This is a genomic window from Escherichia sp. GZ89, assembly GCF_019366485.1.
GTDB classification, from domain to species: Bacteria; Pseudomonadota; Gammaproteobacteria; order Enterobacterales; family Enterobacteriaceae; genus Escherichia; species Escherichia fergusonii.
On record NZ_JAEOHX010000026.1, the window covers coordinates 1 to 13,481 of the forward strand.

Below are 13,481 nucleotides of genomic sequence, written 5' to 3' on the forward strand. Positions count from 1 at the left end.
AATCGGTGGAGCTGCATGACAAAGTCATCGGGCATTATCTGAACATAAAACACTATCAATAAGTTGGAGTCATTACCCGGTGCGGAGTGGCTGTTTGGCGGCACTGGCGTTGGTGCCAGCAACCACTTTGAAGCAGGTGGATTTATTCGCAGCCGTGAGGAATTTGCGTGGCCGAATATTCAGTACCATTTCCTGCCAGTAGCGATTAACTATAACGGCTCGAATGCAGTGAAAGAGCACGGTTTCCAGTGCCACGTCGGCTCAATGCGCTCGCCAAGCCGTGGGCATGTGCGGATTAAATCCCGCGACCCGCACCAGCATCCGGCGATTCTGTTTAACTACATGTCGCACGAGCAGGACTGGCAGGAGTTCCGCGACGCAATTCGCATCACCCGCGAGATCATGCATCAACCCGCGCTGGATCAGTATCGTGGCCGCGAAATCAGCCCCGGTGTCGAATGCCAGACGGATGAACAGCTCGATGAGTTCGTGCGTAACCACGCCGAAACCGCCTTCCATCCGTGCGGTACCTGCAAAATGGGTTACGACGAGATGTCCGTGGTTGACGGCGAAGGCCGCGTACACGGGTTAGAAGGCCTGCGTGTGGTGGATGCGTCGATTATGCCGCAGATTATCACCGGGAATTTGAACGCCACGACAATTATGATTGGCGAGAAAATAGCGGATATGATTCGTGGACAGGAAGCGCTGCCGAGGAGCACGGCGGGATATTTTGTGGCAAATGGGATGCCGGTGAGAGCGAAAAAATGAGTCGTGATGTGAACTAACGCAGGAACCGATCAGATTGAGAGTTACCGTTCCAGAGAGGGGGACCGAATCCTTATATAAACACTGAGGTAACTCTCATGCTTCATATCCAGTATTCATGATGCGGGCTTTTTGCTGATATTTAACCCGAACATTCCTGATACAGACTATTAATACAACCTTATCTGCGACAGATTTTATTCTCTGGATATATTATGCGTGAACAAATCAAACAGGATATCGATCTGATTGAGATTTTATTTTATCTGAAGAAAAAGATTCGTGTTATCCTTTTTATTATGGCTATATGTATGGCTATGGTGCTGTTGTTTCTGTATATCAATAAAGACAATATAAAAGTGATTTACAGCCTAAAAATAAACCAGACAACGCCAGGTATACTTGTTAGCTGTGATAGCAATAATAATTTTGCCTGTCAGACTACAATGACTGAAGATGTTATTCAGCGAATTACTACATTTTTTCACACCAGCCCAGATGTCAAGAACAGAGAAATAAGGCTGGAATGGTCAGGAGATAAGAGAGCTTTACCAACTGCTGAAGAGGAAATATCTCGCGTGCAGGCCTCTATTATCAAATGGTATGCGTCAGAATATCATAATGGCAGGCAAGTTCTCGATGAGATACAAACGCCTTCAGCAATTAACAGTGAGCTTTATACAAAAATGATATACCTGACCAGGAACTGGTCATTGTATCCGAACGGTGATGGCTGTGTAACTATAAGCTCACCAGAAATAAAAAATAAATACCCTGCTGCCATTTGCCTGGCTCTGGGATTTTTTCTAAGCATTGTAATTTCTGTAATATTTTGCCTTGTCAAAAAAATGGTAGATGAATACCAACAAAACTCTGGGCAGTAATAAACAACATTCTGATAGAGAGTGCCTGTATAAAGCTGAAGTGACAATGACCGGGAAGGGAACCCGTTTTCAGGAATGGATGCCTGTCTTTTTCACTGTAAATATCCTGGCATTGGTAATACCAGGATATTTACAGAAGAGCAGCATAACCATGACGGAACGGGGTTAAGTCAGGTTGTCCTAAACGCTATTTTCAACCTCGTATGCCTTCTTCAGGTTTATGTCCAGACTTCATATCTCTCTCAACAATCCTCAATAATCAGATACACCGCTTTCACCGGGCCATGAACTCCGACGACTTTGATAAGCTCAATATCCGCCGTTGAACTGGGGCCGCTAATGATGTTAATGCAGGAAGGCATTCGTTCACCGGCCTGCGCTTTCTGATGCAATTTTTCTGCGAGTTGCGCTACACGCGGCAGGATAGTGCTTTTACGCAGGATAAAAAGAGAATATTCCGGGAGCAGGCTCAATGAACGCCCGCGCTCGGCGGCGGAAAAAAGAACCACGCCTCCCGATTCGGTTAAACCATATTCAGCATACACAACACCCACTTTAGCCTGCTCTGCCTGCGAGATATTCTCGGCACCTTTCGCCGGATCCCAAACAACGGCATTGCATTCCTGCTGCAAACGTTCGCTAATCCCCAATTCCTCCAGCCTCGTGTCACCGCTAATCACGACCGACTGATCTCCCAGCTCTTTACACAGACGTATTGCAGCTTCTGCCGCCTTCGCCTCGCTGGTCAGCTCACAGCGCGTCAACATAACATCGCTGGCAAACTGAATAAACGCGTCACAGCGCTGCTGTTGGTTAAGTTGGGTAAGCCGCTCGTTAGCATAGTTGTTAAGCGGCGCATCTTCTGCTTGCGGTTCAAGTCGCAGCGGGCGACCCAGTGCCTGAGCAACGTTATTCAAAAATTCGCCTCGATTATCCATTCTTTTTCTCCTGCGCCTGATGTTTCTTAAACCAACTACGGAAACTCTCTCCGTCAGCTTCAGGAAGATCGCGTGCTTCCATCCAGTCGCTAATCGCGCCAAATTTGAGTGGTGTTTTGCCGCCATTGATAAACCAGCTTGCCGCATGAGCACCGGCCATCATCCCGACTTTCCACAATCCTGGATGACTATTGGCATAAGCGAACATTTTTATCGCCCGTTGCTCTGCTTTTGCGGTGATCCCTTTTTCAGCCATCACCCGACGATGACGCAAAATCAGTTTTGACAGCGGAATACGCACCGGACACACGTTGTCACAAGCTGTGCATAAAGAGCAGGCGTAGGGTAAATCTTTAAAATCTTTATAGCCGCCAAGTAGCGGAGAAATCACCGCACCAATTGGCCCTGGATAAATAGAGCCATATCCATGACCGCCAATATGGCGATATGCCGGACAAGTATTCATACAAGCCCCGCAGCGAATACAGCGCAGCACATCCCGAAATTCAGAGGCCAGCACCTCAGAACGCCCGTTATCGACAATAACCAGATGAAACTCTTCAGGACCATCAACGTGCCCAGCTTCGCGCGGTCCTGTCAGCCAGGTGTTGTATCCCGTCAAACGTGCACCAACGGCACTGCGCGCCAGCATGGTGATCAATACATCTACCTCGGCAAACGTGGGGGCAATACGCTCCATTCCCATCACTGCAATATGCGTTTTAGGCAGCGTGGTACACATTCGCGCATTACCTTCATTGGTCACCAGGCATACCGAACCGGTCTCTGCCACCGCGAAATTACAGCCGGTAATACCTATTTCAGCACTGAGGAAATCTTCGCGGATTTTTTGCCGGATGAATAAGGTCATCGCTTCAGGCGTTTCCGGCCCCTCATAGCCCAGACGTTCGTGTAGCACTCGACGGATCTGATGGCGATCTTTATGAATTGCCGGGACCACAACATGAGATGGCGGATCTTGATCCAGCTGGAGAATATATTCACCCAGATCGGTTTCAATCACCTGAATGCCAGCATCCTGCAACACATGATTGACACCAATCTCTTCGGTCACCATCGATTTAGATTTCACCACCTTCCGGGCATTTTTGCGTTGGGCAACCTGTAAAATGTAGCGGGTAGCGTCTTCTTTGGTTCTTGCAAAATAGACGTGACCGCCGTTTTGCGTCACTTTTTCTGAGAGCTGGTACAGATAAGCGTCGAGATTACTCAGAACATGATCACGTATCTGGGCGGCCCGATCGCGCCACTCCTCCCAGTGCCCCAATTCATCGACCATTTTTTGCCGATTTGCCCCAATACGCTGCTGCGCGTTTGCCACCGCTTTGCGCATGATCGGATCTTCAATTTGCTGACGGATGCGTGTCTTAAAATCTGTATTACTGGTTTTGATCGACATCTTTATATCCTCAGCGGCTCATCAACACTTCAGCAATATGCATCACTTTGACTTTCTGCCCTTCCCGTTGTAATCGCCCACTGATGTTTAGCAGGCAACTCACGTCAGCACCAATTAAATACTCAGGGCGGACTTCCATCAGGTGCGCAACCTTTTCTTTCACCATCTCGCCGGATATTTCGGCCATTTTGACCGAGAACGTGCCGCCAAATCCGCAGCAGGTATCCTGTTCAGCAAAGGTCAACAGCTCCAGTCCACGCACATTTTTCAGCAGCGTAAGTGGCTCGTCCTTCACTCCCAGCTTACGGGCCAGGCTACAAGATGGGTGATACACCGCTCTCCCTTGCAAACTGGCACCTACATCGACTACCCCTAATTTATTAACAATAAAAGAGGTGAGATCCTGCATACGCGCGGCAACCTTTGCGGCACGTGATGCCCATTCAGGTTCATCCGCCAGATACGTCGGGTAACTTTTTACGGCATAGGTGCAAGAGCCAGCCGGTGAAATAATGGGATCGTCGTTATCCTCCAGTGCGGCGATCAGATTTTTCATCCCTGGAATCGCTTCTTTGATATAACCGCTATTGATCGCAGGCTGACCGCAGCATCCCTGTTTCTCCGGGAAATTTACGCGACAGCCGAGTTTTTCCAGTAGCAGCACGGAGTCTCGTGCCATTCTTGATTTCAGGGCGTCACCAATACAGGTGACAAAGAAATTGACATTCACAACTAATACTCCATTACTTCATGCCCATTTATGCCCGATGTTTCCCCCCCACCGGGGGATCAATCATCAATAAATATGGCGTTCTTTTTTAATTGGCTAGCAACATACCACCCCTCATTTGTATGACAAATGATAATCTTTCATCCAAACGTCAAATGCAATAACTAATTTTATTTCTTTCGGCATCGCTCACATTTTATGGGGAAATCGACGATCATTTTTGGCATAAGAAATCCATTTAAAAATGGCTACATCCCTTATACCTATTCAGAGCTACTTATTCAGGGGTTATTGAGATATACACTGATGGTGTACAAAAAAATCACCGACAATAATCACGTATCAAGTAATAGTCGGGATTTTATTTAATTGAAGCAATTTAGTTTGCATTTTTATTTAAAAACTGAGCTAGAGTCCATCAGAAAAAATATATAAAGCCAAAACCACCGTTGGAAATAGAAATAGTTGAAAGGCTCACAACTCCCGGAATGCGGATTATCTTTGCCCTGATTTCTGGCGGTTTTATTCAGGGTGCAAGCTGTCTGACCCTTTCCCGATATTCTCCCGGGGTACAACCAAACTCGCGGACAAACGCCTTGTGAAAAGATGATTCACTGGCATAGCCTACTGACTCAGCGATCACCACAACAGGGAGCGTTTCCCGGGAAAACATCTGGGCCGCTATTTGTAGACGCAACTTTGTTAATACAGCCAGCGGCGTGGTTCCGGAAACATCACGGAAAAGCTGGGCAAAACTTGCCCGGGACATGTGAGCGATGCTGGCCAGCGATTCGACGGTCCAGGCGTGTCCTGGCATTTCCAGCATTTGCTGTATTACCGCACCAAGACGTGGATGCAGAAGCAAACTGAGAATGTTTTTCTCAGTATTAACCTGTGCAATCCACTCACGCACCGCGAGGGTAAAGAATGTAGCGCAGATCTGGCTACACAGTGCATCCACTCCCGGCATTGCCGATCTGGATTCCTGTTGTAAAAACGGGATCGCCTCCCTCAGCCAGTTATATTCCACGCTGTGGTTAACCGGTGCTAAAAACAGCGTTTCCGGCAAAGACGTTAAAAAATAACGCGCCGAATGTTGCAACCGAAGAGTGCCGCAGACAATACAGGTCGATTCATTATCGACATGACTCAGGCGATGAGCTGAATTTTGTGGTAGCAGGACCACATTTCCCGGGCGTAATGTAAAAATCTCCCCCGTCGGCATTTCCAGCTTCGCCGCTCCTTGCGTTAACGCATGCCAACGAATAACCGATAATTCCCCGGCACCATGTGGAAGCTGCCAGTCACTTCCTAACACGCAATTCTTATCGATCGTTCCTTGTGGAGCGTTAAGCATCAACAAACGGCTAAGGGCATCCATATCAGACTCCTGAGTGGTTTTTGATTACAAACACCAACAATCTTAGTAAATAACTAATCTAATACCATCAAATAGTTAATCATGATTTTTGTTTTGTGATTCTGATTAAGAAAAAGAAAATATCAGACGATAAGACAAAATATCAAGCGTTGTGAAGAAATGTTATTTGCTCTTTTGCGTCTATAGTCATGATGTCAAATGAACGCGTTTCGACAGGAAATCATCATGAATAAATATCAGGCAGTGATTATTGGTTTTGGCAAGGCTGGAAAAACATTAGCCGTCACGCTGGCAAAAGCAGGTTGGCGAGTGGCTCTCATCGAACAATCAAATGCAATGTATGGCGGGACCTGTATTAATATCGGCTGCATCCCAACCAAAACATTGGTTCATGACGCACAGCAGCACACAGATTTTGTCCGTGCCATACAGCGTAAAAATGAAGTGGTTAATTTTTTACGTAATAAGAATTTTCATAATCTTGCGGATATGCCCAATATCGACGTGATCGACGGCCAGGCGGAGTTTATCAATAATCATAGCCTGCGTGTTCATCGGCCTGAGGGAAATCTGGAAATTCATGGCGAGAAAATTTTTATTAATACCGGTGCACAAACCGTGGTTCCGCCAATTCCTGGAATTACCACCACGCCAGGAGTATATGACAGCACCGGATTACTTAATCTAAAAGAATTGCCTGGGCATTTAGGTATTTTGGGCGGCGGATATATTGGCGTTGAGTTCGCCTCTATGTTCGCTAATTTTGGCAGCAAGGTAACCATTTTAGAAGCAGCTTCGCTGTTTTTGCCTCGGGAAGATCGGGATATTGCTGATAATATCGCGACGATTTTACGCGATCAGGGCGTCGATATTATCCTCAATGCCCATGTGGAGCGAATCAGTCACCATGAAAATCAAGTGCAAGTGCATAGCGAGCACGCCCAACTGGCGGTGGATGCACTGTTAATAGCTTCCGGTCGTCAACCGGCTACCGCTTCGTTACATCCAGAAAATGCCGGTATCGCAGTAAACGAGCGCGGGGCAATTGTCGTTGACAAGCGATTACATACCACCGCAGACAATATTTGGGCGATGGGAGATGTTACCGGCGGGCTGCAATTTACTTACATATCACTGGATGATTACCGCATTGTACGTGATGAGTTACTGGGTGAAGGCAAACGTAGTACTGATGATCGGAAAAATGTGCCTTATTCCGTATTTATGACACCGCCCCTGTCCAGGGTTGGTATGACAGAAGAACAAGCCAGAGAGAGTGGTGCTGATATTCAGGTGGTGACATTGCCTGTAGCTGCAATTCCGCGCGCCAGAGTGATGAACGATACCCGTGGGGTATTAAAAGCGATTGTTGATAATAAAACCCAACGTATATTAGGGGCATCACTGCTGTGTGTTGACTCCCACGAGATGATTAATATAGTGAAAATGGTGATGGATGCCGGGCTGCCTTATAGCATATTACGCGATCAGATATTTACTCATCCGTCGATGAGCGAATCACTCAATGATCTATTTTCATTAGTCAAATAAACTCAAAATCAGACGCCAGAACAAATATTCTGGCGTCTCAGAGAAAAGAATCCTATTAATTCTCTGTTACTCTATAACTTCTTAATCACTTCATTGATGGTATTTTATATGTTTAAAAAATCTGTTTTATTTGCAACACTATTATCTGGTGTTATGGCATTTTCCACCAATGCAGATGATAAAATAATTCTGAAACATATCAGCGTCTCGTCAGTATCAGCATCACCGACAGTTCTGGAGGATACCATTGCTGATATAGCCAGAAAATATAATGCTTCATCCTGGAAAGTCACATCGATGCGAATTGATAATAATTCAACCGCAACAGCAGTATTGTATAAATAAGGATGTTCACAATGGAAAAATACCTGCACCTGTTAAGTCGGGGTGATAAAATTGGCCTGACATTGATTCGTCTGAGTATTGCGATTGTTTTTATGTGGATTGGGTTATTAAAGTTTGTCCCTTACGAGGCAGACAGCATTACACCATTCGTCGCAAACAGTCCACTAATGTCGTTCTTTTATGAACACCCGGAAGACTATAAACAGTATCTGACTCACGAAGGCGAATACAAACCAGAAGCAAGGGCATGGCAATCGGCCAATAATACCTATGGTTTTTCCAACGGTCTTGGCGTCGTGGAGGTGATTATTGCTCTGCTGGTTTTGGCTAATCCTGTCAATCGCTGGTTAGGTTTATTGGGAGGGCTGATGGCATTTACCACACCGTTGGTAACACTCTCATTTTTAATCACAACCCCGGAGGCATGGGTACCCGCATTGGGTGACGCTCATCATGGTTTCCCTTATTTATCCGGTGCTGGTCGCCTGGTATTGAAAGATACTCTGATGCTGGCAGGTGCTGTCATGATAATGGCAGATTCGGCGCGGGAAATTCTTAAACAACGCAGTAATGAATCCAGTTCAACGTTAAAAACTGAATATTGATAATCCGAACACTGTCTGTTGTTCACTTTTTCAGGCGTCAGGCCCCCTTTCTGATGATGAAGCCTGACGCCATATTACCGGAGATATGACAGAGTGAAGATCAATATCACTCCCCTGTTAAAAGATTCTTATCGTCTCAGGTAAAATACATGATTAATATCAATCATGTATTTTTACAGCAAGACAACCACGAACAAATTCAGGATTAAAATGTTTTACCGAATCCCCAACATAACCCAAATCAAGCGAACTAATTTGTGCCATTTCTTTATCTGTCAGTGAGAAATCGATTTTTGATGGGCATCTGCAATACTCTGAAGCAGACTATACGGAAAATTCCACTGTCAGTCCCTCCATTAGGCATGAACAATGAGTCTACGTTAAAACGTAACCTCAAAGTAGTATGTGGATTTTGATATCACTTATGCAAAAAATTCATTAATAATGTAGGACTGAAACCTCTCTATTTTCGGGGACAACGAAGCAGACGCTACCAGTGCTTTTGCCTTCGCCCTTGCTATTTTTGATACACTTAGGGCCCAGGGTATAACGAAAATGTGCGATATGACAAAGAATTAACGGAGAATGAGATGATCAGGCAGAAGATTCTACAGCAGCTCCTGGAGTGGATTGAGTGCAATCTTGAGCACCCTATTTCAATCGAAGATATCGCACAGAAATCTGGCTACAGCAGACGCAACATCCAGCTTCTGTTCCGAAATTTCATGCATGTGCCTTTGGGAGAATACATTCGCAAACGAAGGCTTTGTCGTGCCGCCATTCTTGTCCGGCTCACCGCGAAATCTATGCTTGATATTGCACTCTCTTTGCATTTTGATTCACAGCAGTCATTCAGCCGCGAATTTAAAAAGTTATTCGGCTGCTCTCCCCGTGAATACCGCCACCGTGATTATTGGGATCTCGCAAATATCTTCCCTTCTTTTTTAATACGTCAACAGCAAAAGACGGAGTGTAGATTAATCAACTTTCCTGAGACACCTATTTTTGGCAACTCATTTAAATATGACATTGAAGTGTCGAATAAATCACCGGATGAAGAAGTCAAACTACGACGTCATCATTTAGCCAGATGTATGAAGAATTTTAAGACGGATATCTATTTCGTTTCCACGTTTGAACCGTCAACAAAATCGGTCGATTTGCTCACGGTTGAAACTTTTGCTGGTACGGTATGTGAATATGCTGACATGCCAAAAGAGTGGACAACGACCCGAGGACTTTATGCCTCTTTCCGTTATGAAGGAAACTGGGAAAATTATCCTGACTGGGTGCGTAACATCTATCTGATAGAGTTACCTGCCAGGGGGTTAGCCAGAGTGAACGGCAGCGATATTGAGCGCTTTTATTACAATGAAGATTTCGTAGAAAAGGATGGCAATGATGTTGTTTGCGAAATTTTTATTCCCGTTCGTCCGGTTTAGTTGGTCACTATCTCTTATTGAGTTTTATCCTTGCCTGATACTATTTAATCAGTATCAGGCAAGGTATTCAGTGAATAATGGCGTTGAATATTTCAACACCATTATTCTTTATTAGATCGTAACTTTCATACTATTCAAATTATGGCATCTCCTCCTCGCCATTTTCAGTCTCTGCAGCAACGGCGTTAATTGTCACCTTCACAGGCGTCATTTCGTACCCGCCATACGTCAGTGCGTTGAATGTGAACGTATAGACACCTGGCTTGCTGGTACTAAATGTACGCGTGATTTTCCCACCTGAGAAATGGTCAGCCTTCGACGGCAGGAATTGATAATCCTTCTCCGTCACTCCTTCCGGAGCCTCAATGTCGACCCACATACTTCCTCCTACGGGATTGACTCCCGCCATCAGGGTAACCGTCATTGTTGCAGTAGTCTTCCCGTCCGCCACCAGAGAATCTACACGTTCTGGAGATGCGGCGAGCACCGCGTTTTTATCATCCGCGACGAATTTAGATTCAGCAGTTTTCGTCGATACCTGACCGTTGGCCTGTTCCACTTTCGCCGTGAGTGTATATGTCGCTGCGATAGTGGTAGAGCCGGTGAAAACAGCCTGTCCTTGCTCATTAGTTTTCGCCGTCCCTTTAGGATCCAGAACTAAATTTTCCGAGCTGGCAGTCAGCGTCACGTCGCTATCCTTCAACAGGTTGTTATTGGCATCAGTCACCGTAACTTTATACGTCTGTTTGGTTTTGCCATCCGCCACTGCACGGTTGCCAATCACCTCAATACTGGAGATGGTCGCCGTAGTCTTATCGGCCACAAACGTTACAGACTGCGCATTCGAAGGCTGGTCATTTCCTGCCGACGCCGTGATCTCATACGTTCCGGCAGTCACGGAGACCACTTTCAGTTCCGCTTTACCCTCCTTGTCGGCGTTCACCATGATATTACCGTCTGCAAGCGGTTTGACGCCCCGAGGCAGATTAAAGACGACCACAGCGCCAGGCAGAAGGTTGCCGTATTGATCCTTAACCGTTGCCGTCAGCGTAAAGGCATCATTGTCGTTTGCCACTTTTGGCGTGCTGCCATCAACCTCCAGGGTCGCCTGACCGGTACTGAAATCCGCCTTGAATTTCACCGTAACCGTCTTCTGAGCATTATTCACTGAGGCCGTGATGCTGTGTTCCCCCGCAACCGTTGACATAAGCTCAATGTCCACTTTCCCTGCCGCATTGGTTGTTACTGTATTCCCCGTCTTGCTGGTCACACCCTGCGGTAAAGTCAGCGTAACTTCTTGCCCCTGCAACGGGTTACCATAGCTGTCCACGACGGTCAGGGTTATCTGGTTAGCAGACTGTCCATTAGCCAGTTGGTTATTAACCTTCACTGTCATATCACGAATCTCAGCCTTAGATGCGTCACCTGCAACGTTCAGCACCAGTGGCTGAGCAACGGCATTTTGGCCGTTCACTCGCGGCATCACAGACAACTGACCCGCGGCAGATCCCAGCGTTAAGGTCGCCACGTAGACCCCATTACCTTTCTCTGTCCAGTTTCCTGCTGAAGGACGCTCACTCCCCGTGCTGGCGGCACCGCTAAACACTGGTGCATCTGGCTTCAGCCCGGTGACCGGGTTCCCGTACGCATCCTTCACGGTGAAGGTGAGTTCCGTCGTCATTTTGACGGTCGGAGCCTTATTGTCCGCAACAAGCGTAGAGTTCGCTGATGACATCTCTCCGGCGATGACCGTCAACTGCGCGGCTTCGGTGGCTGCTGGCTGGCCGTTGAAGAGCGGCATGACACGAAGCTCGCCCGTCTTTCCGCCTGTAGTTAACGTAGCAACATAGGAACAGTCACCTTTTTCGGTCCAACTGGAAACGGTCGCCCCTTCAGAGGCGGTCCCCGTCAAACTTGCCGACAACGAAAGACCACTGATAGTGTTGCCATGTGCATCTTTTGCAATAAGCGTCACGGTTGTGCTTTCGCCGGCTTTTACGTGATCTTCTGCGACAGAGACTTTCGACTGGTTTGAAGATAACGCATCAGCCACCACGGTTACTTTTGCCGCATTTGCTGCCGCATCCTGTCCATTTAGCTTCGGCATAACTTCTAATTCACCCGCCGTAGAGCCGAGAGTAATCTGCGCAGTCCACGTCCCATCACCATTATTTGTCCAGCCAGATGCCGTAGAACCTACAGCAGCGGCACCCGCTAATGACGGCGCTTCCGGCGTGAGACTGGTCACAGGGTTGTCATAGGCATCTTTTGCCGTCCAGATTGCCGTAACTGTACCGCCAACCACCGGTTTATCAGGATTCAGGGTGATGGACGAATGTGCTGCATCAAGCGGACCGGCAACAAACTTCAGCGTTTGTTGTAATGTGCCCAGCTGATACTGCTCGCTGAAAGCACGCACAACAACGTTTCCGGCACGGGTCGAAGAAACCGTGGCGCTGTAAACGCCTGGTTTTATTTCCGAAATGGCACCAACGGTTACACCATTAGTGTCTTGCGGAACAAATCGCAAGCGGCTGGCTTCTCCCGTCACCGGATTACCCTCGGAGTCCACCGCAGTCAACGTCAACGTATAGGCTTGCTGACCATCAGCAACCACATCACCTGACGGCTCGTTAGCGCTCAGGGTGGAGTTTGCCACATCCATCATCGTGGCCCGCAGTTCTGCAGTGACGGTTTTGCTCATGCCATCAACGCTAACAGTAATCGTTGCCTCACCTGACTGCGTTCCGGTAGTAAAGACAGACTGATACACCCCTGCTTCAGTTTCGGTGAACTCACCCAGTGTTGGCTTTGCCTGTGATTTAGTGGCCTTCAGGGAACGAGTCACAATATTTCCAGCCGGTTTGAAGGCTAGTTCAGTCTTGATCTGATCTTTCATGCCCGTGACTGGCTGCCCCTCGGCGTCGCGCAGAGACAGCACCAGCGGTCTTTGCTCATTACCGTTAGCAAGCATTTGAATACGGCTCTGACCGTCAAGCGTTAACGCCGTGCGATCGGCGCTCATACCTGCTCCGGTAATGACCACCTCTGTCTGCACGCGTTTTGAGGCATTGCCTTTGTTATCGTAGGCAACCGCAGAAATCGCATAATAATTGTCTTTGCCTGGACGATAAGCCGGGAGCGTTACTTGCCACTGACTACCCTGACCGGTAATTTTGCCACCCTCAGCCAGTAATGACGGCGCTTCCCACTGCACATTTTTCAGTCCGTGAGTTGCTTTGCTGACCACAAGCCCCAGGGAAAGTGTCTGACCACCCTTACCTTCAATACGTTCAGGCAGAGCAATACGGATCACTTCAGATTTGCGGTACTCAAGAACGGTGATGCTGCCAACTTACTGATTTAGTGTATGATGGTGTTTTTGAGGTGCTCCAGTGGCTTCTGTTTCTATCAGCT

10 protein-coding genes and 3 pseudogenes are annotated in these 13,481 nt (G+C 47.2%); 7 read left to right on the forward strand and 6 right to left on the reverse strand.

Features of this window, described 5'->3' with window-relative positions; translation table 11 throughout:
• The 3 genes and pseudogenes from K0335_RS22750 to ykgH all read left to right on the forward strand — a co-directional run.
• A partial coding sequence (locus K0335_RS22750; RefSeq protein ID WP_071528444.1) for an IS1 family transposase occupies positions 1–62 on the forward strand: 62 nt, incomplete at its 5' end.
• A 16-nt stretch (positions 63–78) separates the two neighbouring features.
• Positions 79–771, forward strand: a pseudogene (locus K0335_RS21710) (GMC oxidoreductase); the annotation flags it as partial.
• Between the two features lie 212 nt (positions 772–983).
• Positions 984–1,652, forward strand: coding sequence for a protein YkgH (ykgH, locus tag K0335_RS21715; protein WP_088474893.1), 669 nt, complete (start codon positions 984–986; stop codon positions 1,650–1,652).
• Between the two features lie 242 nt (positions 1,653–1,894).
• Here the strand turns inward: ykgH and K0335_RS21720 are convergent, their stop codons facing one another.
• The 4 genes from K0335_RS21720 to rclR form a co-directional block, all read right to left on the reverse strand.
• Entirely contained in the window at positions 1,895–2,590 is a 696-nt protein-coding gene (locus K0335_RS21720; RefSeq protein WP_000370307.1) for an LUD domain-containing protein, read from the reverse strand.
• Positions 2,583–4,010, reverse strand: coding sequence for a LutB/LldF family L-lactate oxidation iron-sulfur protein (locus K0335_RS21725; RefSeq protein ID WP_000023927.1), 1,428 nt, complete (start codon positions 4,008–4,010; stop codon positions 2,583–2,585). Before K0335_RS21725 ends, K0335_RS21720 begins: the two co-directional genes overlap by 8 nt.
• A gap of 10 nt (positions 4,011–4,020) precedes the next feature.
• Complete coding sequence (locus K0335_RS21730; RefSeq protein ID WP_001102108.1) at positions 4,021–4,740, reverse strand: (Fe-S)-binding protein; 720 nt, start codon at positions 4,738–4,740, stop codon at positions 4,021–4,023.
• A gap of 526 nt (positions 4,741–5,266) precedes the next feature.
• The gene (gene rclR / locus K0335_RS21735) at positions 5,267–6,121 is read right to left on the reverse strand and encodes a reactive chlorine-specific transcriptional regulator RclR (RefSeq protein WP_000339594.1); all 855 of its coding nucleotides are present in this window, start codon (positions 6,119–6,121) and stop codon (positions 5,267–5,269) included.
• 225 nt (positions 6,122–6,346) lie between these two features.
• Between rclR and rclA the strand changes: the two genes are divergently transcribed.
• The 3 genes from rclA to rclC all read left to right on the forward strand — a co-directional run bounded on the left by rclA (position 6,347) and on the right by rclC (position 8,622).
• Complete coding sequence (gene rclA / locus K0335_RS21740; RefSeq protein ID WP_001046306.1) at positions 6,347–7,672, forward strand: reactive chlorine resistance oxidoreductase RclA; 1,326 nt, start codon at positions 6,347–6,349, stop codon at positions 7,670–7,672.
• Between the two features lie 108 nt (positions 7,673–7,780).
• Positions 7,781–8,017: a reactive chlorine resistance periplasmic protein RclB gene (gene rclB / locus K0335_RS21745; RefSeq protein ID WP_000474084.1), complete on the forward strand. Its 237-nt coding sequence runs from the start codon at positions 7,781–7,783 to the stop codon at positions 8,015–8,017.
• An 11-nt stretch (positions 8,018–8,028) separates the two neighbouring features.
• Positions 8,029–8,622 (forward strand): reactive chlorine species resistance protein RclC, encoded by a 594-nt coding sequence (gene rclC, locus K0335_RS21750; RefSeq protein WP_001306921.1) that lies wholly within the window; start codon positions 8,029–8,031, stop codon positions 8,620–8,622.
• 159 nt (positions 8,623–8,781) lie between these two features.
• Here the strand turns inward: rclC and K0335_RS21755 are convergent.
• Positions 8,782–8,910, reverse strand: a pseudogene (locus tag K0335_RS21755) (aldo/keto reductase); the annotation flags it as partial.
• 302 nt (positions 8,911–9,212) lie between these two features.
• On the opposite strand from K0335_RS21755, the gene K0335_RS21760 reads away from it, so the two are divergent.
• Complete coding sequence (locus K0335_RS21760) at positions 9,213–10,064, forward strand: helix-turn-helix domain-containing protein (protein ID WP_000621009.1); 852 nt, start codon at positions 9,213–9,215, stop codon at positions 10,062–10,064.
• A 139-nt stretch (positions 10,065–10,203) separates the two neighbouring features.
• Here K0335_RS21760 and fdeC read toward each other — a convergent pair.
• A pseudogene (fdeC, locus tag K0335_RS21765) lies at positions 10,204–13,404 on the reverse strand (inverse autotransporter adhesin FdeC); the annotation flags it as partial.
• Positions 13,405–13,481 lie beyond the last annotated feature (77 nt).